The organism is Stenotrophomonas maltophilia group sp. RNC7, from assembly GCF_030910085.1.
Classification (GTDB): domain Bacteria; phylum Pseudomonadota; class Gammaproteobacteria; order Xanthomonadales; family Xanthomonadaceae; genus Stenotrophomonas; species Stenotrophomonas sepilia.
Genome location: NZ_JAVFVN010000296.1, coordinates 1 through 24,459, shown reverse-complemented (window position 1 = coordinate 24,459; position 24,459 = coordinate 1). Strand labels below are relative to the sequence as shown.

The window sequence follows — 24,459 nt, the reverse complement described above, 5'->3', positions numbered from 1 at the left end:
CGTAGGTTCAACGCCCGGCTTGCGCCGGCGCGACCACGCGCACCGCAACACCGTCCTCCAGCGCGTCGATGCCGTCGACTGCGATCTGCATGCCGGGCTTGAGCGCGTCGGCGACCACCACGCTTTGGCTGTCCAGGGTCGGCCCCATCGTTACGTTCTGCAGATGCGCCTTGTCGTCTTTGATCATGAAGACATAGGCACCCTGGTTGCCGTACCGGATCGCCGAAAGCGGCACGACCATGGCGTTTTCCAGTGTCTGCAGATGGACCCGCGCGCTGACGAATTGGTTGGGAAACAATCGGTGCGCGGCATCGTTGAACTGGGCGCGCAACATCACCGTTCCTGTTGCGGCGTCCACGCGGTTGTCGATGGCCTCCAGGCTGCCCTCGGCAAGCACGTCGCCGCCGTCCCGGCCCAACGCATCAACCCGTACAGGACCTTGTCGCCGTGCGTTGAGTACACGGGACATCTGGTCGATCGATAGCGCGAACTTCACCGTCGTCGGCGATACGCTCGTCAGCGTGGCAACGCCGTTGGCATCACCGGGTTGCACAAGATTGCCAAGATCCACCGCCCGCAGGCCCACCACACCGTCGATGGGCGCGGTGATCCGGGTATAGCTCAGCTGTACGCGCAGGTTGTCCACCGAGCCCGAGTCCGCCTTGACTATGCCCTCGGCCTGCTGGACCGCAGTCTCTTGCGTGTCGAGCTGCTGGCGCGAGGCGGAGCCAATGTCGACCAGCGCCCGCGTGCGATCCAGGTCGCGGCGCGCGTTGGCGAGTTGTGCGCGATCTCGCAGCAGCGCGCCTTCCGCCGTCTGCAACTGCGCCCGCAACGCACGATCATCGATCGTAGCCAGCAGATCGCCGCGGGCGACCACTTGTCCTTCCCTGAAGTTGATCGAGGCCAACGTGCCTTGTACTTGGGCACGCACGATGACCGTGGTCGATGGCGTGACGGTACCGACCGCGTTCAGAAATACAGGCACGTCGCGTACGGCGATCGCTGTGGTCCGCACGACCCGCGATACATTCTCGTCGCCTTGGCCTGCTTGACGATGTCTAACTAGTAAGCTGGCTACGAGAACGATCACAACGAGCAAAAGGGTAAGCAGCGCCACAGGGCGCCAACGTCGGACTTTCACTGGAATAGGCCACACGGAAGCAAGGAAGGGAGAGAAGGAAGGGCCGAGCCCCGATCGGCATGGATCGATGCGGGGCCGTTACGAACCTTCCTCGTCGGGGCGGCATGGTACGAACGCCGCCTGCCCAATCGGCTTCAAACTGCGCACATGTTGTTACATTCGGTTACAGCCTTGGTCGACCGTCATGGACAAGTGGCTGAAACAAAAGGGCTATTTCCGAGATTCATCATGCCCTGACGGTGCGGTTGCGGTTGCAAGGCAACGCCTCTTGCGCGAAGAATTTGTCTAACCCTTCGTGAATGGCAGACTCCGTGGAAGATGCACCGCACCGAATACTGGTCGTCGACGATGACCTGGAATTGCGCGACATGCTGCGCCGCTATCTGGGCGAGCATCGCTTCGACGTACAGATTCTGGCTTCCGCCGACCGACTCGACGAACGACTACGGCGTGAACCCTTCGACGTACTGATCCTGGACCTGATGATGCCTGGCGAGGACGGCTTGTCGATTTGCCGTCGCCTGCGCGCGGAGGGAAGCACCGTTCCCATCCTGATGCTGACCGCACGCGGGGCGGCGGTGGACAGGATCCTGGGCCTTGAAATGGGCGCTGACGACTATCTGGCGAAACCTTTCGACCCGCGCGAGCTGATTGCACGGCTGCATTCGATCCTGCGCCGGCAGTCCATGGTGAACTGCGATGGCCGCTGGGCCGGTGGCAACGTCATCCACTTCGGGCCCTTCATTCTCAATCTGACTCGGATGGAGGTGACACGCCATGGTGAGGTACTGGCGCTCTCCAGTTCGGAATTTCAGCTCTTGCGCATTATGGCGACCAATGCCGGGCGCCCCTTGAGCCGCGAGCATCTGCTGGAGAAGCTGAAGGGGCGCGAGTACGACTCGCTCGATCGCAGCCTGGATGTGCAGGTCCTGCGTCTACGACGCAAGATCGAGGACGACCCGTCATCACCACGCTACATCCGCACGGTATGGGGCGTAGGCTACATGTTCGTTGCCCAGGCCTCCGAATGAAACTGCCCTGGCCCAGGTCGCTACTGGCGCGTAATTTTCTGCTGCTGATGGTTCTGGCGCTGGCGCTGGAGTTCTCGGTGTTCGCGACCTTCTACCAACTCCTGCAGAAGCCCCGCAGCGAAGGGCTGGCGACGCTTGTCGCCTCGCAGATCAACACCCAACGCGTCATCCTCGCGGCACTGCCTCCTGGCGAGCGCGACGATGTGATCCGGCGGATCAACGCCGAAGGCGCCATGAAGATCAGCCCCGCCATTGAGGGGAATGCTTCTCACGGGGAGGAGAGCGGCGGCATTTGGCTGACCGATTTTGCCCGGCGCCTGGAGAGACAACTGCCGCCAGGCAGCCGGCCGGCGATCACGCACCTGGGCGCTGCCCATGTACGGATGCAGGTGGGTGATCAGGCCTACTGGCTATCGTTACCGCTTCATGTGCAGCTGCGCGACCGGGCCATGACCGTCGCCGTGGCCACTTCGGGGCTGATCGTCGGCCTGATGTTGCTGGCTGCCTGGCTCATCCAGCGAAGAATCAATCGCCCGCTACGGCAGCTGCAACGCGCAACCCATGCCCTGGGTAGCGGCCGGGCGCCCGGTAGACTGCCCGAAGACGGACCCAGCGAACTGGCAGCGGTCACGAGGCAGTTCAATCGCATGGCCGAGAACCTGGAACGCAACGAAGGCATGCGTACGCTGATGTTGGCCGGCATCTCGCACGACATCCGAACGCCGTTGACCAAGCTGCGCCTGTTGCTGGCCATGGACCAGCTGGACGAGCACACCGCCAGCGGCTACATCCAGCAGATCGATGCAATCCTCGGCCAGTTCCTGGACTTCGGCCGAACCGAGGGTGACGAGGCACCGTCCATACTCGACGTCAACATCCTCGTACAGCAGCTTGCCGCGGAATTCGGCGAGCGTGGGGACACTTTCGCTCTGAATCTGGACCCTGTCCTTCCTACGATGTGCTTGCGGCCGCTGGCATTGCAACGTGCCATCGCCAACCTGATGGAAAATGCCGTGCGCTACGGCAAGACAGGGCTGGCCGTAGACACGCAGGTCGGCGATGGATGTGTGAGCATCCGTGTTCGTGACGCTGGCCCCGGCATTCCGCCGGACCAGGTGGAGTACCTGACGCGGCCATTCACGCGTGCCGACGATGCACGCTCGAACAACGGAGGCACGGGTCTGGGTCTGGCGATCGTGGACCGCCTGGCAAGGATTCATGGCGGGGATCTGCGCCTGGAAAGTCCGCCTGAAGGCGGCCTGCATGCGACCATCGTGCTGCCCGTTCAGGCATCGCCGAACTGAAGGTCATCTGTACGCGCCAAACCTCTGTAAGGAAATGAAACATCTGCCTTACCGAGCGCAACACATCTCGCAGCAGCACTTCCTAGCATGGATTCATCAGGCCGGATCTACTCCGCCTGATTCCATCAACCCAATAGGAGTACTGCCAAATGCGATCCCTCATTCTGACTTCCTTGCTGGTGCTGCCTGGATTGGCCCTGGCCGCGCCGCAGTTCGGCGGCGCTGATCGTGCCAAGGCCGCCGAGCAGCTGGAAGCGCGGTTCAAGCAGGCCGACACCGATCAGGACGGCAAGCTGACCCAAGCCGAGGCCGAGAGGGGCATGCCTCGGATCGCCAAGAACTTCTCCAAGATCGACGCCGCCGGAAACGGTTACGTGACCCTGGATCAGCTCCGCGCATTCGCCCAGCAAGCGGCCGCGGCCGGCAGGGGCAACTAAGCCTCGCATAGCCAGTTTCCTCCCCGTTCACCGGCACACCCATCTCCCGGTCTCTCCCGGGCCGGTGAACGGGGCTCTCTTCCTTCGCGAGGAATCGCCCGATGCCAAAGCAGTTCACGGGTGCGGTGCTTGCGCTCGCATCTCTCTTCCTTTCAGCCAAGCCGATCAACGCGCGTGCGCAAGATGCATGGTCGTCGGACGACGATCACAAGATGCATGGTCTGATCGGCCTGGGCGCGGCGTCAATCCCGGATGCGCCGGGAAGCGATGACCAGCGAACCATTCCTCTTCCTGTCCTGAGCCTGCGCTTCTCGGGAAGTGCGTTCTACGTGGGAAACCCGTTTGGCGGATCGCCACTTCAAGCCGGCGCAGCATGGAAAACCGATGGCGGCTGGCGTTTCGGCGCAGGATTTTCCACCCAAGCCAACGAGCCTCGCGAAGCCGACAATCGCCAGCGAGAAGCGGGTGTGGAAGACATCGAGCGAGGCAGCGCCGCATTGGTGTTCGCGCAATGGAACTATGAGCAGGTATCGGCCACGCTGACCGGAGCCAAGGCGCTGGGCGACAGCGAACAAGGAATGATCGCGACGCTCCGTCTGGAGCGCGTTATTACCCTGAATCCCAGGCTGCGTATCACCTTCGGACCGTCGGCGACCTGGGCAGATGACGAAAACATGCGGACCTACTTCGGTGTCCCGCTTGGCAGTACCGAACTCGCGCAATACGAGCCTTCCGGTGGCCTTCAGGAAATCGCGATGCAGGCGGGGATCAGTTACGCGGTATCTCCCAAATGGATCCTCGGCGCGGGCCTGCGGATCGCGAGGCTGCAGTCCGAAGCGCGCGCCAGTCCGCTGGTCGAGGACGAGACCCAGCGCAGCATGTCTGCATTCCTGGCACGTCGATTCTGACGGTAGATCGGAGCAAGACCGGCCACTCCTACTTACGCCGGCGCGTGGGAAGTGTATGCGGATGTTGACGCATGGTCGGTGAGCATCCTTGGCAGAGCGTGCGATTCCCACCGCCGGCACCTTCAAGCGCGGCGTCCCCGCGCCGCCATTTCCCCTATCCCATAGCACAGGAGTCCCACCATGTATTTACTGAAAATCATTTCGAAACTGGCCGTCCTGGCCGCCGTCGCCATCCCCTTCGCGGACATCAGCAGCGCGCACGCTGCGGTTGTCGTAGTCCCGCCGCCCGCGCCGCCGGCAGCGACCGTCGTAGTACGGAAACCGGCGCCAGTCGTAGTCGCGGTGCCAGCACCGCCCGCCACAGCCGTCGTTGTGAGGAAACCCGCGCCGGTCATCGTCTCGACGCCAACACACCCCTCGGCCGTCTATGCTCGTACCCGTAACTTCAGCGCCGACGGAAACGGCAATCGCAGCGCCAGTCGCTCCGGCAGCGCCGGCACCATCTATGGCGGGAGCGCCCATTATCAGGCCAATGCCTATCGCAATGCCGATGGCAGCGCCGGGAGGAGCGCGACCGCCTCCGTCCAAGGGGCGAATGGCGGGCGTGCGAGCCGCACGGCCAACGGTTACCGGGATGGCGCAGGCAATGCCGGCTACAACTACAACGCCTCGGTCGAAGGTGCCAATGGGGGCAGTGCTAGTCGCAGCAGCAACTTCGCCAAGACCGACGATGGAAGCTATTCCGGCAGCCGCAGCACTGAGATGACTGGTCGCAATGGCAACAGCTACTCCGGTTCGACCGAAGTCAGCAACGGCACGCTCACCCACACCGGCAGCTGCACCAACGCCTCGGGTGAGGTGGTGTCCTGCCGCTGATGCTTGTCTGGGTGCCGCTGCGGGGCGGATTCTCCTCCCTCTGGCCGCCTCCGTAGCGGCGCCCACCTTACCGCCCTTGGGAAGAAATTGCGCGAGTTTCGGGTCCTATTGGCCCCATCACGGCCGTCCCTGCAATTCTCGTCCTTTGCTCCATCGGAGAGCTTCATGGAAATTCGTATCCTGCTTTCCCTTGCTGCCTGCATCGCCCTTACCGCCTGTGCCACCGCGCCCAAGCCGCTGCAAGGCACATTCACCCAAGTTAGCCCGCACGATGTGGCGGCCGGCGCGCAGGCCGTTGCGCAAGTGCGCTGGGGTGGCAGCATCGTCGAAACCAAGCCAGGACCGGACTCGACCTGCGTGCAACTGATCTCTCGACCTCTCGACAGCCATGCTCGCCCGAACCGCAGCACACCGGATGCGGCAGGCGGACGCTTCGTCGCCTGTCACGCGGACTTCTACGATCCAGTCGTGTTCGCCCCGGGACGCGAGGTCACCGTCGTGGGCACGATCGAAGGTACTACCACGACCAAGATCGGCGAGTACGACTACACATTGCCCAGAGTCAATGCCAGCGTGATTTATCTGTGGCCCGAAACGAAGGAAGCGCGCGTGGTCTATCCATATCCCTACTACGGTCCTGTCTGGGGTTACCGCGGTTGGTGGTGGTAGACGGTAAGGGAAAGCGCCAAGACATCAAAATGGCCTTTGATTCCATCAACTGTCGAAGGTGGCAAGCATGTATGCCTACGAGACGATGCCGCTGAATTCCAATGAGGATGACATGCCGGTTGTTGAATTGATCATCGCATTGAAGGCATCGAGTGATCGCATAGAGGAAATGCGTGACGTGCTGCAGGCATTACGCGAGGCCGCCATTCAAGATCCAGGATGTCTGGACTATCGCATTGCCCGAGGAAGCCTATCGGAAAACCGATTTTTCCTGCTGGAGCGTTGGGTCGATGCCGAGGCACTGTTCCGACACGAGCATACGCCGTACTTCTTGGATGGAGTGGCGCGCGTGCGAGCATGCTGTGAATCCGTGGATTTTCAGCCAATTACCTGGTTGGAATGAGCGAACGTTATGGAGCTTCGCCATCTTCGTTGCTTCCTGGCTGTCGCCGAAGAATTGCACTTCGCCCGTGCAGCTGAGCGCCTGCACATCGAGCAGTCGCCATTGTCACGCGCCATCAAGGAGCTGGAGGAAGAACTGGGCGTGGCGCTGTTCGCCCGCACCACGCGCAGCACGCGACTGACCCGTGCGGGCAAACTGTTCCTGGATCACGTGCCGCGCGTGTTCACTGCTTTGCAGCAGGCGCGCGACAGTGCGAAGGCCGCGGCCAATGGCTTCCACGGCCAGTTGCGCATCGCCCTGTCCGACGGCATTACGCCGTCGCGTCTGCCGGCCTTGCTGGCGCTGTGCAGGCAGGAAGAACCCGAAGTCGAAATCCGCCTGACCGAGGTGCCGCTGTCGCAGCAGATCAAGGGCCTGCACGACGACCTGTACGACGTGGGGTTCGCTCGCGCCGACGAAGCAGGTGACGGCATCGTAGCGATGCCTGTCTGGAACGATCCGCTGATGGTGGCCGTGCCGGCCCGGCACGACCTGCTCAGGTACAAGCGGATTCCGTTGGAAGAAGTGCTGCGCTTCCCACTGGTGCTCTGCGACCCGGTGGCGTGCGAAGGCCACGCGCGACAAGTGGATCGCCTGCTGCGCCGCGTGGACATGGAACCGCTGGTGGCCGAGCGGGTGGCGTCCTGCGACCTGATGATGGCCTTGGTATCGGCCGGGTTCGCCCTAGGGCTGACGGGCGCAGCGCACATCACGGCCAGCCGCGAACAAGGCGTGGTCGCACGGGCGCTGGCGGGATGTTCGCCCGTGCTCACCACCTATCTGCTGCGCCTGGATGCCGAACCATCGGAGACGCTGGCTCGCTTCATCGAGCGCGTGCAGGCCATCGACTCGCCCGAGGCCGCCAGGCCGACGCCAGGCGATGAACCCGATGTCCCGGAGGAATCCGAACCATGAAGAAGACCATTCCGTTCCTGCTGGCTGCTGCGGTGCTGACGGCCTGCGGCCCCACTGACACGCCAGAGAAGACGGACGCGCCCAGCGTTGAAGAACTGGCATCCGATCCCGTGCGGCTGAAGGAACTGCGCCAGCAATGCAAGACGGATCGCCCCAAGCTGGGCGACGTGCTGTGCAATCGAGTCGCCGAAGCCACGCGCAAGCGGTTCTATGGCGACGGCAATACGCCCTACACGCCGCCGGAGAGTCCGCCGAAGTTCTGACCGTGGGCGCTCCGCCACGAAAACTTCGTTTTCTCGCTCGACACGCCGCAACGCGCCTTCGCTTGCGGCGTTTTTCTTTGGTTCGATGCAGCCCCAATTCTTTCCAATTACTCGATCTTTCTCCCGATAACGGTCTTTGACCGGCACCGACCCGGCACTGATCCTCACTTCATGCGGCACGTCCTTGTGCCGCGCTTGAACGAGGAATCAGCGCAGGGGAAATCGGAGGCCAGTCATGCAAGGTCAGGGCGTGTTGTTCGGGCAGATCGCCGCCGTCTTCGGCATCGTGATCGCCGGTGTGTGGGGGGCCACACAATGGACAGCCGCCGCCCTGGGCTATCAACTACGCCTTGGCTCGCCCTGGTTCGATTTCTTCGGCACGCCGGTCTATCACCCCTGGCGGCTGTTCGAGTGGTGGTTCTTCTTCGATGCCTACGCGCCGCATGTCTTCGACATCGGCGGGGCCATCGCGGGCGGCAGCGGCCTGCTGGCCGTGGTGGTGGCCATCGCCATGTCGGTGTGGCGCTCGCGGCAGGCCAAGCTGGTCACGACCTATGGTTCGGCGCGCTGGGCCGAAGCGGATGACATTCGCAAAGCTGGGCTGACGCAGCCGGCCGGCGTCTTCCTCGGCAAGTATCGCAATGAGTATCTGCGACATGAAGGCCCGGAACACGTCCTGACCTTCGCGCCCACGCGTTCGGGCAAAGGCGTCGGCCTGGTGGTGCCGACGCTGCTGTCCTGGCCCGCGTCCGCCGTCATCCACGACATCAAGGGCGAGAACTGGCAGATCACCGCGGGCTGGCGCTCGCGCTTTTCGCACTGCCTGCTGTTCAACCCCACCGATGCGAAGTCGGCTGCGTACAACCCGCTGCTGGAAGTGCGGCGCGGCGCGCATGAAGTGCGCGACGTACAGAACATTGTGGACATTCTCGTCGACCCCGAAGGCGCGCTGGAGAAGCGCAACCATTGGGAAAAGACCTCGCACGCGCTGTTGGTTGGCGCCATCCTGCATGTGCTGTACGCGGGCGAGGACAAGACGCTGCGCGGCGTCGCCAACTTCCTCTCCGACCCCGCATGCCCGTTCGAGCTGACGCTGCACCGGATGATGACCACGCGGCACCTCGGCGATGGACCGCACCCCGTCGTCGCGTCCGCCGCCCGCGAAGTGCTCAACAAGTCGGACAACGAACGCTCGGGCGTGCTATCCACGGCCATGTCGTTCCTCGGCCTGTACCGCGATCCCACGGTGGCCGAAGTCACGTCACGCTGCGACTGGCGCATCGCCGACCTGATCGCATCCGAGCACCCCGTCTCGCTGTATCTCGTAGTGCCGCCTTCGGACATCAGCCGCACCAAGCCGCTCATTCGCCTGATCCTCAACCAGATCGGCCGGCGCCTAACGGAATCGCTCGACGGCAGCGACGGCATCGAGCGCCGCCACAAGCTGCTGCTGATGCTCGACGAGTTCCCGGCGCTGGGCAGGCTCGATTTCTTCGAGACGGCGCTGGCCTTCATGGCGGGCTACGGCATCCGCAGCTTCCTCATCGCGCAGTCGCTCAACCAGATCGACAAAGCCTACGGCCAGAACCATTCCATCCTCGACAACTGCCATGTGCGCGTGACGTTTGCGACCAACGACGAGCGCACCGCCAAGCGGATCTCCGAGACGCTGGGCACCGCCACCGAACTGCGTGCGCAGCGCAACTACGCCGGCCACCGGCTCGCGCCGTGGCTGGGCCACCTGATGGTGTCGCGCCAGGAGACGGCTCGCCCGCTGCTGACGCCGGGCGAAGTGATGCAGCTTCCGCCCGACGAGGCCGTGGTGATGGTGTCCAGCGTGGCGCCCATCAAGGCGAACAAGCTGCGCTACTACGCCGACGCCAATTTCAAGCGGCGCGTGCTGCCGCCGCCGGCGCTCGCAGCCGGGCAGTACGCCGATGCGCCGCCCTCGCGGCCGGATGACTGGAGCGGCCTGGCGATTCCTGCCGTGCCCGACGCCCCTGCAACGACATCCGCCGATGGCCTGGGCACCGCCGACGACGGCGGCCCACGTCGCCAGCCCGAGCTATCCGAAGTCGCCGAATACAGCCCCGAGCCGCAGCACGCAGGCAACGACCTGGCGCTGCTCGATGACGACGACGACCTGCCGCTGCCGCTTCCCGGCCAGCTCGACCCGGCCATGCAGCGCACGGCCCGGCTGGCATCGCTGAATCCCAACGACGGAATCGAACTATGAGCCAGTACCGCCTCAACCTGTTCATCCAGCCCGAACATGCCAAGCGCCTCGAAGAACTGGCCGCCAAGAAAGGCGTCTCGAAATCCAGCATCGTTGCCGCCGCCCTGGCGTCCTGGCTATCGCCGGATGCCGGCGACCAGCGCGAGGCGGCCATCGCCAGGCGGCTGGATCGCCTGTCGCGCCAGGCCGAACGCCTGGAGCGCGACCAGAACATCGAAATCGAAACGCTGGCGCTGTTCATCCGCTACTTCCTGACCGTCAGCACGCCGATTCCCGAAGCCCATCAGGACGCGGCCCGCGCGCAGGGCAAGGCGCGCTTCGAGCAGTTCGTGGAACAGCTTGGCCGCCACCTGCTGCGCGGCCGCAGCTTGGTGCGCGACGTGGTGGAAGAACTGCACCCTGACCCGGTGCGGATGGAGGATGCGGCGGCGCTGGCCGAGGCGCGGGAGCGTGCGTCATGAGCGCCGCACCGAAGTCATCCACCGCCGCTGCTCTGGATCGCCGCATCCAGATGCTGCGCACGGCAATGGGGCCGCTGATCGCCACCGCGCTGGAAGACCCCGACGTGGTGGAAATCATGCTCAACCCCGACCGCACCCTATGGGTGGATCGGCTGTCGTCGGGCCGCGCCCCGCTGGGCGTCGAACTGTCCGAGGCCGATGGCGAACGCATCATCCGCCTGGTGGCCGCGCATGTCGGTGCGGAAGTGCATCGCGGCCAGCCGCTGCTGACCGCCGAGTTGCCGGAAACCGGCGAACGCTTCGAGGGCATTCTGCCGCCGGCCGCGCCCGGCCCGGCCTTCGCGCTGCGCAAGCGGGCCGTGAGCATCATCGGCCTGGATCGCTACGTGGTCGACGGCATTCTGTCCGCGCCACAGGCCGAATTCCTACGGCGGGCGGTACGCGAACGGCAGAACGTGCTGATCGCGGGCGGCACCAGTACGGGCAAGACCACGCTCGCCAATGCCTTGTTGGCCGAGATCGCCGCCACCGGCGACCGCGTGCTGGTGCTCGAAGACACCATCGAACTGCAATGCGCGGCCCGCGACCACGTGCCGCTGCGCACCCGCGCCGGCGTCGTGTCGATGCAGGAATTGGTGCGCGCCACGATGCGCCTGCGCCCCGACCGCGTAATCGTCGGCGAGGTGCGCGGCGGCGAAGCCCTGGACTTGGTGAAGGTGTGGGGCACCGGCCACCCCGGTGGTATCGCCACCATCCACGCCGGTTCCGCGCTGGGCGCGCTGCTGCGCCTGGAACAACTGATTCTCGAAGTGGCGGTGAACCCGCCGCGTGCGTTGATCGCCGAGGCGGTCAACGTCGTGATCCACATCGCCGGGCGTGGCCGCAAGCGCCACGTCGAAAGCATCGCCTGCGTCGTCGGCTTCGACGCCGCCGGCTACCAACTGGCGGACGCGCTGGAAACGCCGTTTCCCGAGCTGCCGCCGGTTTCCCTCGCAGCCGCCGCCGCTGCGCCTTCCCCGTCCCTCGACCCACTTGGAGAACTGCCATGACGCAGATGCACGTTCCTGCTTTCCGCCTTTCCGTAAATCCGGTTCCCATCCTTGCACGCCTCCGGCGCCTGGCCCGGCCGGCCCATCGCGGCCTGCTGCTGGCCGCCATCATGCTGATGACGGCCGGCACCGCGCAGGCTGCCGGTTCCTCGATGCCCTGGGAAGGGCCGCTGCAATCCATCCTGGAGTCGATCCAGGGGCCGGTCGCGCGCATCGTGGCCGTCATCATCATCATCGCGACCGGCCTCGCGCTGGCCTTCGGCGACACGTCGGGCGGCTTCCGCAAGCTGATCCAGATCGTGTTCGGCCTGTCCATCGCGTTCGCCGCATCCTCGTTCTTCCTGTCCTTCTTTTCGTTCTCCGGCGGGGCCGTCGTATGAGTGCCGCCGATGAAGGCACGCCGGGCTTCGCGCTCGGCTTCGAGGTGCCGCTGCATCGCTCGCTGACCGAGCCGATCCTGCTGGGCGGCGCACCGCGCACCGTGGCGATCGCCAACGGCACGCTGGCCGCTGCCGTCGGGCTGGGCCTGCAACTGTGGATTCCCGGCGTCGTGCTCTGGATCGTCGGCCACTCGCTGGCCGTGTGGGGCGCGCGCGTCGATCCGCAGTTCATGCAGGTCTTCGCCCGGCACATCAAGCACCGCCCGCTGCTGGACGTGTGAGGGGACGCCGCCATGCTGAACCTTGCCGAATACCGCCAGCGCCCCGCGCTGCTGGCCGACTGGCTTCCGTGGGCTGGGCTGGTCGCGCCTGGCGTCGTCTTGAACAAAGATGGCTCGTTCCAGCGCACGGCGCGCTTTCGTGGACCGGACCTGGACAGCGCCACGCAAGGCGAGCTGATCGCCACGTCGGCGCGGCTGAACAACGCGCTGCGCCGGCTGGGTTCGGGCTGGGCCTTGTTCATCGAGGCCGAGCGCCAGCCGGCGGCGGATTACCCGCACTCCGACTTTCCCGAGCCGCTGTCCTGGCTGGTCGATGAGGAACGCCGCGCGGCGTTCGAGGAATCGACCCACCATTTCGAGAGCGCCTATCACCTGACGCTCGCGTTCCTGCCACCGGAGGAATCGCGCGCCCGTGCCGCCAGGCTGCTCTATGAGAACACGCCCGGCGATGGCGTGGACTGGCGCGGCCGGCTCGACGCCTTCGTAGCGGAAACCGATCGCGTGTTCGATCTGCTCGATGGCGTGATGCCGGAAGTCGCCTGGCTCGATGACAGTCAGACGCTGACCTACCTGCATGGCACGGTATCCACCCGGCGCTATCGGGTCGCGGTGCCCGAGGTGCCGTTCTATCTCGACGCGCTGCTGGCCGACTCCATGCTGGCCGGCGGCCTGGCGCCCACGCTGGGCGACCAGCACCTGCGCGTGGTGACGGTGCGGGGCTTTCCGACCTCGACCTGGCCGGGACTGCTGGACGACCTCAATCACCTGGGGTTCGCCTACCGCTGGAGCACGCGCTTCCTGTGCATGGACAAGGCCGAAGCGGAAAAGGAACTCGGCCGGCTGCGCCGCCAGTGGTTCGCCAAGCGCAAGAACGTCATCGCGCTGCTGCGCGAAACCATCTTCCAGCAGGAATCGCCGCTGGTGGATACCGACGCCAGCAACAAGGCGGCCGATGCCGATGCCGCCTTACAGGAACTGGGCAGCGATCAGGTCGCCTTCGGCTATCTCACCGCCACGGTGACGGTGCTCGACGCCGATCCGGCCGTGGCCGACGAGAAGCAGCGGATGGTGGAGCGCGCCATCCAGGGCCGAGGCTTCGTCACCATCCCCGAAACCCTCAATGCCGTGGACGCCTGGCTGTCGTCCATCCCCGGCCACGCCTACGCCAACGTGCGCCAGCCCATCGTCTCGACGCTGAATCTTGCACACATGATGCCGCTGTCGGCGGTATGGGCCGGGCCGGAGAAGAACGACCATCTCGACGGCCCGCCGCTGATCGTGACGCGCACCGATGGCGCGACGCCGTTCCGGCTGGTGACGCACATCGGCGACGTGGGGCATACGCTGGTCGCTGGCCCGACCGGCATGGGCAAGTCGGTCCTGCTTGCCGTCCTGGCGATGCAGTTCCGGCGCTACTTCAGCTCGCGCATCTTTGCCTTCGACATGGGGCGGTCCATGCGGGCGACGGTGTTGGGCCTGGGCGGCGAGCACTACGACCTCGGTGCCGATGGCGGCATCGCGTTCCAGCCCTTGGCCCGTATCGACAGCGAGGGCTATCGCACCTGGGCGGCCGAGTGGGTGGAAGGCCGCCTGCTGCACGAAGGCGTCACCGTCGGCCCGGACGAGAAGGCCGCCATCTGGTCGGCGCTGGGGAGCCTCGCCGGTGCGCCGCCGGAGCAGCGCACGATGACGGGGCTCTCCGTGCTGCTGCAATCCAACGCGCTGCGTCAGGCACTCTCGCCCTACGTGCTCGGCGGCGCCCACGGCAAGCTGCTGGACGCCGACCTCGACCGGCTGGGCAGCGCCGACGTGCAGGGCTTCGAGATGGAGGAGCTGATGCACAGCCCGGCCGCCGTGCAAGCGGTGCTGCGCTATCTGTTCGCCCGCTTCGATGAACGGTTCGACGGCGCACCCACGCTGCTGATCCTCGATGAAGCCTGGCTGTTCCTCGATGAACCGGCCTTCGCGGCGCGCATCCGCCAGTGGCTCAAGACGCTGCGCAAGAAGAACGTCAGCGTCATCTTCGCCACCCAGTCGCTGGCCGACATCAAGGACTCGACTATCGCGCCGGCGATCATCGAAAGCTGCGCCAGCCGAATCTTCCTGCCGAACCCGCAGGCCACCGAGCCGCAGATACGGACGATCTACGAGGGCTTTGGCCTCAACAGCCGGCAGATCGAGATCGTTGCCACCGCCGAGCCCAAGCGCGACTACTACTACCAGTCGCGCCTGGGCAATCGCCTGTTCGACCTCGACCTGGGGCCGGCCGCGCTCGCGTTCGCGGGCGCTTCGACCCCGCAGGACCAGCGCGACATCGACCGCGTGCTGGCGCAAGCCGGCGTGCCCGGTTTTGCCGGCGCGTGGCTGCGCCATCGCGGCCTCGATTGGGCCGCCGACCTGCTGGCCGAGTTCCCCGGCGCCGCGCCATTGGCCCCTTCCGTCCTTTCCCCACCACCACAGGAGAACCTGCCATGAAGAAGCGTCTTATCGCCACCGCCATCGCGGCCATGCTTTGCACCGTGTCCACCGCGCAGGCGCAATGGGTCGTGGTTGATCCCACGAACTTGGTGCAGAACACGCTGACCGCGATCCGCACGCTGGAGCAGATCAACAACCAGGTCCAGCAGCTCCAGAACGAAGCACAGATGCTCATCAACCAGGCACGCAACCTGGCGAGCCTGGACTTCAACATCGTCAACCGGCTGCGCTCGACGCTGGCGACGACCGAGCGGCTGATCGCCGAGGCGCAGGGACTGGCCTACGACGTGCAGAACCTCGACCGCGAGTTCGCACGTCTGTACCCGGAGCAATACGCCGCCACCGTCAGCGGCGACCAGATGTATCGGGATGCGCAGGAGCGTTGGAAGCACACGCTCGACGGTCTGCATACTGCGATGCGCATGCAGGCGCAGGTATCGCAGAACCTGCGCGAGGACGAATCCACGCTGGCCGACCTCGTGAGCCAGAGCCAGTCCGCCACCGGCGCCTTGCAGGCCGCGCAGGCGACCAATCAGCTCCTGGCCTTGCAGGCCAAGCAGTCGATCCAGGCGCAACAGCTCCAGATCACCCAGGACCGCGCGACCTCGCTCGAACTGGCGCGGCAGGCGGCGGCCACCGAGCGCGCCCGCGAAGTGCGCCGGCGCTTCCTCGGCACCGGCACGCCGTACACGCCGCAGCGCGTGGATTTCTACCGCAACTGACGGGAGACGGCCATGCGATGCGCTTGCCTCCTGCTGGCCGTGCTGCTGACAGCCTGCGGCCAGCACTCGGCCGACAACCGCGCCGATGCCCTGGCCGCCGATCCCGTGCGGCTCAAGGCACTGCGCGCGCAATGCGCGGCCGACCGGCAGGCCATCGGCGAGGACGCTTGCCTGGCCGCCGCAGAAGCCTTCCGCCGGCGCTTCTTCGCCGGCCAAACCGGGCCGGACGAGTACCGAACGCTGGAGGAGCTGCCGCCCATTCCCCCAACCTTCGATGAGCCGATTGGAGATGAAACGCCATGAACGACGTGACGATCATCGACCGCTTTCTGGATACGTTCTCGCGCTACATCGACTCCGGGTTCGGGCTGTTGCAGGGCGAGGTGGCGTTCCTGACGGCCACGCTGATCGTCATCGACATGACCATCGCCGGCCTCTACTGGGCCATGAGCCACGCCACCGGCCAAGGCGAGGACGTGATCGCCAAGCTGCTGCGCAAGGTGCTCTACGTCGGTGCCTTCGCCTACATCATCGGCAACTTCAACTGGCTGGCAGGCATCGTCTTCCGGTCCTTCGCCGGCCTGGGCCTGACGGCCACCGGCTCGACCTTGAGCATGGAGAACTTCCTGCAACCGGGCCGGCTGGCGAAGACCGGCATCGACGCAGGCACGCCGATCCTGGAGCAGGTCGGCGAGATGGCTGGTTTCCCCGAGGTGTTCGTGAACCTTGACGCCATCACGGTGATGTTCCTGGCCTGGCTGGTGGTGGTCCTGTGCTTCTTCGTGCTGGCGATCCAGCTTTTCATCACGCTGATCGAGTTCAAGCTGACCACGCTCGCCGGCTTCGTGCTGGTGCCGTTCGCCTTGTGGAACAAGACCAGCTTTCTCGCCGAGAAGGTGCTGGGCAACGTGGTGTCGGCCGGCATCAAGGTGCTGGTGCTAGCCGTGATCGTCGGCATCGGCTCGGGCCTGTTCGCCGAGTTCCAGGTGCATCCCGACGAGCCATCCATCGACCACGCGCTGGTCATCATGCTGGCCTCGCTGACGCTGCTGGCGCTGGGCATCTTCGGCCCCGGCATCGCCACCGGCCTGGTGTCCGGTGCACCGCAGCTCGGTGCGGGGGCGATGGCCGGTGCCGCTGTCGGCGCTGCCGGCACGGCCGTCGCCATCGGTGCTGCCGCAACCGGCGTGGGCGGGGCGGTGGCCGCCGGGGCGCGCATGGCGCCTGCTGCCGCCAAGCTGGCCGGCAGCGGTGCGCGCGCCGCGACATCGACGGCCGGTGGTGCCCGGTCAGCGTTCCGGGCCGGGTCCGCCGCTGCCGGCGGCGGGGCCAAGGGCGCTGCGGCCGGCCTGGGCAACGTCGCCAAGACGGGCGCGCAGGCGGCCGGGCGCGGTGCCGCATCCCGCGCTTCCGCCATCGGGCAACGCATGGCTGCGCCTTTCCGCGCCGGCTGGAACGGGCCGCCGGCCGATGAAGGCGCAGGCGCCGCGTCCGGCGGCGGCCAGTCCGGCGGCGAAGCCACGTCCAACACCGGGCAGCAACCGGCCTGGGCCAAGCGGCTGCACCGCCGCCAGCAGCTCACCCACGCCGCGACCACCGCCGCCCATGCGCTGCGCGGCGGCGACGGCGGCGGCTCCGGGCAAGGCCCGAGCCTGCGCGATTCCGATTCCTGACCTTCAAGGAGAACACCCATGCGATTCAAACGACCGCAGGTGCGCTATGCCGACACGCCGCAGCCTGCCACGCCGTATCAATCTGCCGCGCAGGTGTGGGACGAGCGTATCGGCGCGCCCCGCGTGCAGGCCAAGAACTGGCGCCTCATGGCCTTCGGCCTGCTGGTGCTGACGCTGCTGATGGCCGGCGGCCTGGTCTGGCGCTCGGCGCAGTCCATCGTCACGCCCTACGTGGTGGAGGTGGACAAGGAGCACGTGCGCGCCGTAGGCGAGGCGGCCACGCCGTACAAGCCCACGGATGCGCAGATCGCGCATCACCTGGCGCGCTTCGTGACGTTGGTGCGCTCGCTGTCCATCGACCCGATCGTGGTCCGGCAGAACTGGCTGGACGCCTACGACTACGCGACCGACCGGGGCGCCGCCATGCTCAACGACTACGCCAGCAAGAACGATCCCTTCGCGCGCGTCGGCAAGGAGTCGGTCACGGTGCAGATCACCAGCGTCGTGCGCGCCAGCGACACGTCGTTCAACGTGCGCTGGACCGAGCAACGCTTCGCCAACGGCGCGCCGGCCGGGACCGAGCGCTGGAACGCCGTCATCTCCATCGTCCTGCAAACCCCACGCACCGAGGAACGCCTGCGCAAGAACCCGCTGGGCATCTACGTCAACGGCCTGTCGTGGAGCCGCGAACTCGATCCCTCGGAAGGAACGAAACCATGAACACTCTCCAATCGCATGATCCCGTTTCGCGTCAGGATGATCTTCCCCCCGATGAGCGGTGGCGGATGTCTCAGGAGGCGTATCAGCAGCGTCTGCGGGATGGCGTCGTATCGGTATGGCCCTTGTTCGCCCCGAATCTGCGGATAGACGATCGAACACTTCGCCACGTTTGCCTGTTGACGCTGGTGGCGGCCTTGGCGGGCTGCGCCACACAGCGCAAGCCGCCGCCCGTGATCCCACTCGATGAGCCAGTGCAGGCGCAGCTCGTGCCCGATCCACCCTCGCCGGTGGAGGTGGTCGCCGTCCTCGAACCGCTGGCGCTGCCGGAGCAGTTGAAGCCGCTGCCGGAAGGTGACGAAGCCCAGCCCGCGCCGGAGCCGGCCGACGAAACCGTGCGCGTGTCCAAGGCCAATACCGAGGCGCGGGTCGCGCCCACGCGCGAGGGCTACGTCAATGCCATCCAGGTCTGGCCCTTCACCGATGGCGCGCTGTATCAGGTCTATGCCGCGCCGGGGCGCGTGACCGTGGTTTCGCTCCAGCCCGGCGAAGAACTGGTGACGGTCGCCGCCGGCGACACCGTGCGCTGGATCGTCGGCGACACGTCCAGCGGTGCCGGCGACGAGCTGCGCGTCAACGTGCTGGTCAAGCCTGTCCGCTCGGGCCTCAAGACCAATCTGGTCATCACCACCAATCGGCGCACCTACCTGCTGGAGCTGACCTCGACAGAGCGCGCTTGGATGGCGTCGGTGTCGTGGGACTACCCGAAGGACCGGATGCTGGCTTTGCAGCGCCAGGCGCAGGCCGCGCAGGTGGCGGCGCCGGTTGATACGGGCCTATCGCTGGAGCGCATCCGCTTCCGCTACGCGATCAGCGGCAGCAATCCGTCATGGAAGCCGCTGCGTGCCTTCGATGACGGCGAGAAGGTCTACATCCAGTTCCCTGCCGGCATCGCCCAGGGCGAACTGCCGCCGCTGTTCGTCATCGGCGTGCAGGGCGATGGGCAGTTGGTGAACTACCGCTTCCGCTCGCCGTACTACATCGTGGACCGGCTGTTCGGCGCGGCCGAACTGCGCCTGGGCGGCGACAAGGGCGACGTGGTGCGCATCGAGCGCACCGACGGCGTGGCGCGGAGGAACTGATGATGCGCCAGGACGACACCCCCGAGCCGGTCGCACCGCAGGCGGCCAAGGCAGCGCCCGAGGCGGTAGCGCTGCGCGCCCAGCCGCGTCCGGTCACGCGCTTGAATCGTCGCATGCTGGCGATCCTGGCCGGCGGGCTGTCGGTCGCCGTGCTGGGCGCGCTGATGTGGTCGCTGCAACCGCAGCGACGCGGCGCCAGCGAACAGACCGAGCTTTACAACGTCGATCGCGTTTCGCGCTCCGAAGGGCTGGAGCGGCTTCCGACCGACTACTCCAAGCTGCCGCCGGCCGCGCCGCCCCCGGTGCCGGAGCTGGGGCCGCCGCTGCCGGGCGACCTCGGGCCGGCCATCGTCAATGCGCAGCAACCGACACCAGGCTACGCGCCGCCCGGCCACGATCCGGCAGAGGCCGAGCGCCTGGCCAGGTTGAAGGAAGCCGAGGAAGCGGCGGCGTCATCGGTGTTCTTCCGCTCGGGTACGCAGCGCGCCGCGCCGGTGGCGCAGTCACAGGCCACCGCGGCGCCGGGCTTCGCCGCCAAAGCGGCGTTCGATCCGATGGCCGCTGGGCCGGCCTCGACGGCAGCCCAGCCTGCCGACCCGACCGCAGTACAGAACCGGCAGGAACAGAAGGAGGCGTTCCTGCAAGGCGGTTCCACGCAAACCCGTAATTCCGGCAACCTGCAATTGCCAGCCTCCCCGTATCAGGTCATGGCCGGGACGGTCATCGCCGGCGCGCTGGTGACGGGCATCAAGTCGGACTTGCCGGGCGATGTCATCGCCACGGTGACGGAGCCGGTCTATGACACGGCCACCGGCAAGTTCCTGCTGATCCCGCAGGGCTCGCGCATCCTCGGTCGCTACAACAGCCAGGTGAGCTACGGACAGAGCCGGGTTCAAGTCGTCTGGAACCGGATCATTCTGCCCGATACGTCGTCGGTGACGCTCGACAACCTGGTCGGCACCGATCCGGCCGGCTATGCCGGGCTGGAGGATGAAGTCGATTGGCATTGGGATCGGATCTTCGCCGGGGCGGCGCTGACGACGCTGCTGGGCGTCGGCGCCGAGCTGGCCGCGCCGGAGAACCGCCAGGACGGCAACCGCATCGTCATCGCCGGCCGCGACAGCGCGCAGGACAGCATCAACCAGGTCGGCCAGGAGATGACCCGGCGCAACATGAACATCCAACCGACGTTGAGCGCGCGCCCCGGTCTGCCGGTGCGTCTGGTCGTGAGTCGGGACTTGGCGCTGCGCCCCTACCAGCCCCTGTTCTTCAACCGAGGGACTTCACGATGAGCACGACCAGGAAGCTGCGGTTGGGACCGCTGCCGAAGACCGAGAACATCAAGCTGACCTTTCCTTGCCCGGCCAGCCTGAAAGCCGACCTCGACCGCTACGCCGCGCTGCATGCGCAGACCTATGGCGAAGCAGTCGATGCCGTGACGCTGATCCCGCACATGCTCGAAGCCTTCATCGCGGGGGACCGGGGATTCAGGAAGGGAAGCGTGAGCAGGACGGTGCCAGCGAAGCCGGGCTGACGATGCACGGTCTCGCCGGCGGCCATCCCTCGAATGCGCAGCCCAACGCTGCGCGTTCTTCGTTCTGGAGGATGGCGACAGAGTGGGCTATGATCGTGCGGCAAGCCCGCCGTCTGCCGGTGATCGTCCCCGATGCAGCACGACTTGGCCCTCTACCGCGACGCTCCCATGTGGCTCCTAGTCCATATGGCCGCCGCCCCGCAAAGCGGCCCGAAGTAGAGCTAACTCCCTGTCTTGTTTAAGCTTTCGGACTCTTGGCGATTTTCGCCGAGGGCTTGACACAGGCCCTTTTTTGTCCGTGCTTCGCGCACTGCACGAGTGGCGGATGCGGCGCCTGCGCACACGCCCGATTGACGAAACATTTACACCGGCATGCGCGGCGGCACCTACGCTCCAGACTCCTGCCTGGAGCCTGACGATGCCTCTGCGCCCCGCCCTGTTCGCCTGCCTGCTGCTGGCCGCTTTCCCGGTGATCGCCACTGAACCTGTGCGCGCGGTCGAGCGCCTGGACATCGATCGCTACGCCGGCCAGTGGCACGAGATTGCGCATCTTCCGGTCTCGTTCCAGAAGCAGTGCGTGGGCGAGATCACCGCCAACTACGGACTGCGCAGCGATGGCCGCATCAGTGTCACCAACGCCTGCCGCAACGGCGACGGTGAGCGCGTGGTCGCCGAAGGCGTGGCTCGCGCGGTGGCCGGCCATCCCGGCCAGTTGCAGGTGCGCTTCGCGCCGGACTGGCTGAGCTGGGTCCCGCTGGTCTGGGCCGACTACTGGGTGCTGGCGCTGGATCCGGACTATCAGTGGGCGCTGGTCGGTGAACCGGACCGGAAGTACCTGTGGATCCTCTCGCGCCTGCCGGAAATGGATCGCGCACGCTTCGAAGCGCTGAAAGAAAAGGCCGAGGCCATGGGCTACGACCTGCGCCCGCTGCGCCTGATGGCCCCGCTTCGCGATACGCCCGCCGATTGAACCGCGTTGCAACCGCGGCGCCGCGCACGCCCGGCCACCATCTTCACGCGCTACCCTCTGCGACGGGTCGCCACAGGCGATCCAAACGACCATACGCCATAGTATGCTTATTCAAACGCACCCCTCCAGAGGACTTGCGCCCATGCTCCACCGTTTCCGTATCGCCTTGATTGTCCTGTGCACCCTCGCCCTTGTTGCCTGCAACAACGGCATCGTCAAGCGTGTTTCGGAACCGGCGGCCAGCCTGCAGCAGCTCACCGTGCGTGCCGACGGCAACTGGACCGTGGCCCTGCGCCTGCAGAACTTCAGCTCGATGCCGATGACCTTCGATGACGTCTCGCTGGCGCTGACCGTCGGCGACAACGAAGCCGGCACCCTGCAGGCCAAGCCCGGCATCTCCATCGGCGGCACCTCCGCCGACGTCATCAATGTCGACCTCGTGCCCAGCTCGGCCGCGCGCCTGGTGGTGGCCGATGCGCTGGCCAGCAACCGCACCCTGGCCTATGGCCTGAAGGGAACGGTGGCGGCCACGCCGCAGGAGAAGAAGCAGCGCAGCTTTGACATCAGCAGCCGCAGCACCCTCAACCAGGCCCCCGGCCTGCCCGGCGTGCTGCGCTGAACCCGCCTTTCGTGGCGGCGCCCGGCGCCGCTCTCCCCTGCCCTGATCAAATCGAGACGTACCGATGAGCAGCTACACCGCCCCGCTTTCCGACCTCCGTTTCGCCCTGCACGACGTGCTCAAGGTCGAACCCCTGTTCGCCCGCCTGGGCTTCACCGACGCCACCGCCGACGTGGTCGATGCCGTGCTGGAGGAAGCCGGCCGCTTCAGCGCCACCGTGCTGGCCCCGCTCAACAGCGTCGGCGACGAGATCGGCTGCGTGCTCGACCAGGCCACCGGTGAAGTGACCACCCCGCCCGGCTTCAAGCAGGCCTACGACCAGTTCGTCGATGGCGGCTGGACCGGCCTGACCGCCTCGCCGGAGCTGGGCGGCCAGGGCCTGCCGCACACCCTGGGCGTGCCGCTGAACGAAATGATCAACGCCGCCAACCTGGCGTGGGGCAACTTCCCGCTGCTCTCGCACGGCGCGATCGAAGCGTTGAAGCAGCACGGCGAGGCCTGGCAGCACGAGGCTTTCCTCAAGCCGCTGATCGAGGGCCGCTGGACCGGCACCATGTGCCTGACCGAACCGCACTGCGGTACCGACCTCGGCCTGCTCAAGACCAAGGCCGAGCCGAACGCCGATGGGAGCTATTCGATCACCGGCACCAAGATCTTCATCACCGCCGGCGAGCATGACCTGACCGGGAACATCGTGCACCTGGTGCTGGCCAAGCTGCCCGACGCTCCTCCGGGTGCCAAGGGCATCTCGCTGTTCGTCACCCCGAAGTTCAAGGTCGACCGCGACGGCAACGTCGGCGAGCGCAACGCACTGCGCTGCGGCTCGATCGAGCACAAGATGGGCATCAAGGGGTCGGTCACCTGCGTGATGAACTTCGATGGCGCGCAGGGCTACCTGGTCGGCCAGCCGCACAAAGGCCTGCAGGCGATGTTCACCATGATGAACACCGCGCGCCTGGGGGTCGGCCTGCAGGGCATCGGCCTGTCCGAGCGCGCCTACCAGAACGCGCTGAAGTACAGCCGTGAGCGCCTGCAGTCGCGCGCCCTGAGTGGTGCCAGGTTCCCGGACAAGCCGGCCGACCCGATCCTGGTCCACCCGGATGTGCGCCGCATGCTGCTGACGGTGAAGTCGCTGGTCGAAGGCAGCCGCCTGCTGGCGCTGCACGCCGCCACCCTCATCGACGTTGCCCACCATGCCGAGGATGCCGCTGAGCGCGAGCGCGCCGACACCCTGGTGAGCTTCCTGACCCCGATCTCGAAGGCCTGCCAGACCGAATGGGGCATCGAGAACACCTACAACGCCCTGCAGTGCTTCGGTGGCCACGGCTACATCCGCGAACACGGCATGGAACAGCTGGCCCGCGATGCCCGAATCACCACGCTGTATGAAGGCACCACCGGCATCCAGGCGCTGGACCTGATCGGCCGCAAGACCGCGTCCAGCCAGGGCGCCGGCCTGAAGCTGATGCTGGCCGAGATCGAAGCCTTCGCCAAGGAACACGAGGGCAACGAAGCGCTGGCCGAGTTCATTGGCCCGCTGCGCGCCAAGGCCGCCGAATGGGGCAAGCTGACGATGGACGTGCTCCAGCGCGCGGCCGCCAGTCCGGACGAACTGGGCGCGGCCAGCTACGACTACCTGTTCTATTCGGGTTACGTGGTGCTGGCCTACTGGTGGGCCCGCAGCGTGGCCGCCGCCGATGCCAGCGCGCACGGCGCCGCCTTCGCCCAGGGCAAGCGCGAGACCGCGCGGTTCTACTTCGCCCGCGTGCTGCCGCGCACCCTCAGCCACGCCGCCGCGATCCAGTCCGGCGCCGCCCCGCTGATGGCGATGGACGACGAGCGATTCGGCGTCTGAGCCGGGCTGCCGCCCGGCACCCGCGGTAGTGCCGGCCGCTGGCCGGCAACCGCAACAGCAACAGCTGCATCCCGGTGGATGGCGGGGCGGTGTGGCCTGGCAGGACACACCGTAAACCCATCCATGGGGCTCGATGGCGCCATCCATGGCGCCAACGGTCCTGCCACCCCACACCGCCCCGCCTCTGACAGTTCCCCGCGAACTGCGTAGATCTGATCTGGCCCCCCGTCAGCGGACGCCAAGAAGCGATACTTTGATCGCACTTGGAGGTCCCTTATGTCCCGTATCACCCGTCGTAGCTACACCGATGAGTTCAAGCACCAAGCCGTGGAGTTGGCCGAGTCGCTCGGACC

Annotated in this window: 26 protein-coding genes; 25 read left to right on the top strand and 1 reads right to left on the bottom strand. The window is 66.3% G+C overall.

The window, feature by feature from the left end:
- Positions 1 to 7: 7 nt before the first annotated feature.
- Entirely contained in the window at positions 8 to 1,018 is a 1,011-nt protein-coding gene (locus RCF13_RS04700) for an efflux RND transporter periplasmic adaptor subunit (RefSeq protein WP_180834217.1), read from the bottom strand.
- Positions 1,019 to 1,455: 437 nt separating this feature from the next.
- Between RCF13_RS04700 and RCF13_RS04695 the strand changes: the two genes are divergently transcribed.
- The 25 genes from RCF13_RS04695 (at position 1,456) to RCF13_RS04575 (ending at position 24,106) form a co-directional block, all read left to right on the top strand.
- Positions 1,456 to 2,175 (top strand): response regulator, encoded by a 720-nt coding sequence (locus tag RCF13_RS04695; RefSeq protein WP_014646135.1) that lies wholly within the window; start codon positions 1,456 to 1,458, stop codon positions 2,173 to 2,175.
- On the top strand, positions 2,172 to 3,479 hold the full coding sequence (locus RCF13_RS04690) for an ATP-binding protein (protein WP_071228739.1): 1,308 nt from the start codon (positions 2,172 to 2,174) through the stop codon (positions 3,477 to 3,479). The genes RCF13_RS04695 and RCF13_RS04690 overlap by 4 nt, the downstream gene beginning before the upstream one ends.
- A 149-nt stretch (positions 3,480 to 3,628) precedes the next feature.
- Complete coding sequence (locus RCF13_RS04685; protein ID WP_034010244.1) at positions 3,629 to 3,916, top strand: EF-hand domain-containing protein; 288 nt, start codon at positions 3,629 to 3,631, stop codon at positions 3,914 to 3,916.
- A gap of 101 nt (positions 3,917 to 4,017) precedes the next feature.
- Positions 4,018 to 4,824, top strand: coding sequence for a MipA/OmpV family protein (locus RCF13_RS04680; protein ID WP_019184024.1), 807 nt, complete (start codon positions 4,018 to 4,020; stop codon positions 4,822 to 4,824).
- Positions 4,825 to 5,004: 180 nt separating this feature from the next.
- Positions 5,005 to 5,700 (top strand): hypothetical protein, encoded by a 696-nt coding sequence (locus RCF13_RS04675; RefSeq protein WP_099589019.1) that lies wholly within the window; start codon positions 5,005 to 5,007, stop codon positions 5,698 to 5,700.
- Between the two features lie 165 nt (positions 5,701 to 5,865).
- Positions 5,866 to 6,369, top strand: a complete 504-nt coding sequence (locus tag RCF13_RS04670; RefSeq protein ID WP_019184026.1) for a Slp family lipoprotein — start codon at positions 5,866 to 5,868, stop codon at positions 6,367 to 6,369.
- Between the two features lie 67 nt (positions 6,370 to 6,436).
- On the top strand, positions 6,437 to 6,772 hold the full coding sequence (locus RCF13_RS04665) for a putative quinol monooxygenase (protein WP_034010246.1): 336 nt from the start codon (positions 6,437 to 6,439) through the stop codon (positions 6,770 to 6,772).
- Positions 6,773 to 6,781: 9 nt separating this feature from the next.
- On the top strand, positions 6,782 to 7,726 hold the full coding sequence (locus RCF13_RS04660) for a LysR family transcriptional regulator (protein ID WP_014646139.1): 945 nt from the start codon (positions 6,782 to 6,784) through the stop codon (positions 7,724 to 7,726).
- Complete coding sequence (locus tag RCF13_RS04655; protein WP_014646140.1) at positions 7,723 to 7,989, top strand: EexN family lipoprotein; 267 nt, start codon at positions 7,723 to 7,725, stop codon at positions 7,987 to 7,989. Before RCF13_RS04660 ends, RCF13_RS04655 begins: the two co-directional genes overlap by 4 nt.
- Before the next feature lie 235 nt (positions 7,990 to 8,224).
- Positions 8,225 to 10,225 (top strand): conjugal transfer protein TraG, encoded by a 2,001-nt coding sequence (locus tag RCF13_RS04650; RefSeq protein ID WP_180834218.1) that lies wholly within the window; start codon positions 8,225 to 8,227, stop codon positions 10,223 to 10,225.
- The gene (locus RCF13_RS04645) at positions 10,222 to 10,686 is read left to right on the top strand and encodes a ribbon-helix-helix protein, CopG family (protein WP_014646142.1); all 465 of its coding nucleotides are present in this window, start codon (positions 10,222 to 10,224) and stop codon (positions 10,684 to 10,686) included. Before RCF13_RS04650 ends, RCF13_RS04645 begins: the two co-directional genes overlap by 4 nt.
- Positions 10,683 to 11,735 carry a P-type conjugative transfer ATPase TrbB gene (trbB, locus tag RCF13_RS04640; RefSeq protein WP_180834219.1) on the top strand — a complete coding sequence of 351 codons (1,053 nt, stop codon included), beginning with the start codon at positions 10,683 to 10,685 and terminating at the stop codon, positions 11,733 to 11,735. The genes RCF13_RS04645 and trbB overlap by 4 nt, the downstream gene beginning before the upstream one ends.
- On the top strand, positions 11,732 to 12,115 hold the full coding sequence (locus RCF13_RS04635; RefSeq protein ID WP_014646144.1) for a TrbC/VirB2 family protein: 384 nt from the start codon (positions 11,732 to 11,734) through the stop codon (positions 12,113 to 12,115). Before trbB ends, RCF13_RS04635 begins: the two co-directional genes overlap by 4 nt.
- Positions 12,112 to 12,396 (top strand): VirB3 family type IV secretion system protein, encoded by a 285-nt coding sequence (locus tag RCF13_RS04630; RefSeq protein ID WP_014646145.1) that lies wholly within the window; start codon positions 12,112 to 12,114, stop codon positions 12,394 to 12,396. Before RCF13_RS04635 ends, RCF13_RS04630 begins: the two co-directional genes overlap by 4 nt.
- Positions 12,397 to 12,408: 12 nt before the next feature.
- Positions 12,409 to 14,871 (top strand): conjugal transfer protein TrbE, encoded by a 2,463-nt coding sequence (gene trbE / locus RCF13_RS04625; protein ID WP_180834220.1) that lies wholly within the window; start codon positions 12,409 to 12,411, stop codon positions 14,869 to 14,871.
- Positions 14,868 to 15,596, top strand: a complete 729-nt coding sequence (gene trbJ, locus RCF13_RS04620) for a P-type conjugative transfer protein TrbJ (protein ID WP_180834221.1) — start codon at positions 14,868 to 14,870, stop codon at positions 15,594 to 15,596. Before trbE ends, trbJ begins: the two co-directional genes overlap by 4 nt.
- Positions 15,597 to 15,608: 12 nt before the next feature.
- Positions 15,609 to 15,899: a hypothetical protein gene (locus RCF13_RS04615; protein ID WP_180834222.1), complete on the top strand. Its 291-nt coding sequence runs from the start codon at positions 15,609 to 15,611 to the stop codon at positions 15,897 to 15,899.
- A complete protein-coding gene (trbL, locus tag RCF13_RS04610; protein WP_014646149.1) occupies positions 15,896 to 17,269 on the top strand; it encodes a P-type conjugative transfer protein TrbL in 1,374 nt (457 codons plus the stop codon). The genes RCF13_RS04615 and trbL overlap by 4 nt, the downstream gene beginning before the upstream one ends.
- A gap of 18 nt (positions 17,270 to 17,287) precedes the next feature.
- Positions 17,288 to 17,989 (top strand): conjugal transfer protein TrbF, encoded by a 702-nt coding sequence (trbF, locus tag RCF13_RS04605; protein ID WP_180834224.1) that lies wholly within the window; start codon positions 17,288 to 17,290, stop codon positions 17,987 to 17,989.
- Between the two features lie 176 nt (positions 17,990 to 18,165).
- Positions 18,166 to 19,128 carry a P-type conjugative transfer protein TrbG gene (trbG, locus tag RCF13_RS04600; protein ID WP_180834226.1) on the top strand — a complete coding sequence of 321 codons (963 nt, stop codon included), beginning with the start codon at positions 18,166 to 18,168 and terminating at the stop codon, positions 19,126 to 19,128.
- A gap of 2 nt (positions 19,129 to 19,130) precedes the next feature.
- Positions 19,131 to 20,420, top strand: a complete 1,290-nt coding sequence (locus tag RCF13_RS04595) for a TrbI/VirB10 family protein (RefSeq protein WP_075077240.1) — start codon at positions 19,131 to 19,133, stop codon at positions 20,418 to 20,420.
- Positions 20,417 to 20,662 (top strand): DUF2274 domain-containing protein, encoded by a 246-nt coding sequence (locus tag RCF13_RS04590; RefSeq protein ID WP_026069911.1) that lies wholly within the window; start codon positions 20,417 to 20,419, stop codon positions 20,660 to 20,662. Before RCF13_RS04595 ends, RCF13_RS04590 begins: the two co-directional genes overlap by 4 nt.
- A 418-nt stretch (positions 20,663 to 21,080) precedes the next feature.
- Positions 21,081 to 21,632: a lipocalin family protein gene (locus RCF13_RS04585; RefSeq protein WP_005417806.1), complete on the top strand. Its 552-nt coding sequence runs from the start codon at positions 21,081 to 21,083 to the stop codon at positions 21,630 to 21,632.
- A gap of 142 nt (positions 21,633 to 21,774) precedes the next feature.
- Positions 21,775 to 22,251, top strand: a complete 477-nt coding sequence (locus RCF13_RS04580; protein ID WP_072169136.1) for an LEA type 2 family protein — start codon at positions 21,775 to 21,777, stop codon at positions 22,249 to 22,251.
- Between the two features lie 64 nt (positions 22,252 to 22,315).
- A complete protein-coding gene (locus RCF13_RS04575) occupies positions 22,316 to 24,106 on the top strand; it encodes an acyl-CoA dehydrogenase C-terminal domain-containing protein (protein ID WP_231352219.1) in 1,791 nt (596 codons plus the stop codon).
- Positions 24,107 to 24,459 lie beyond the last annotated feature (353 nt).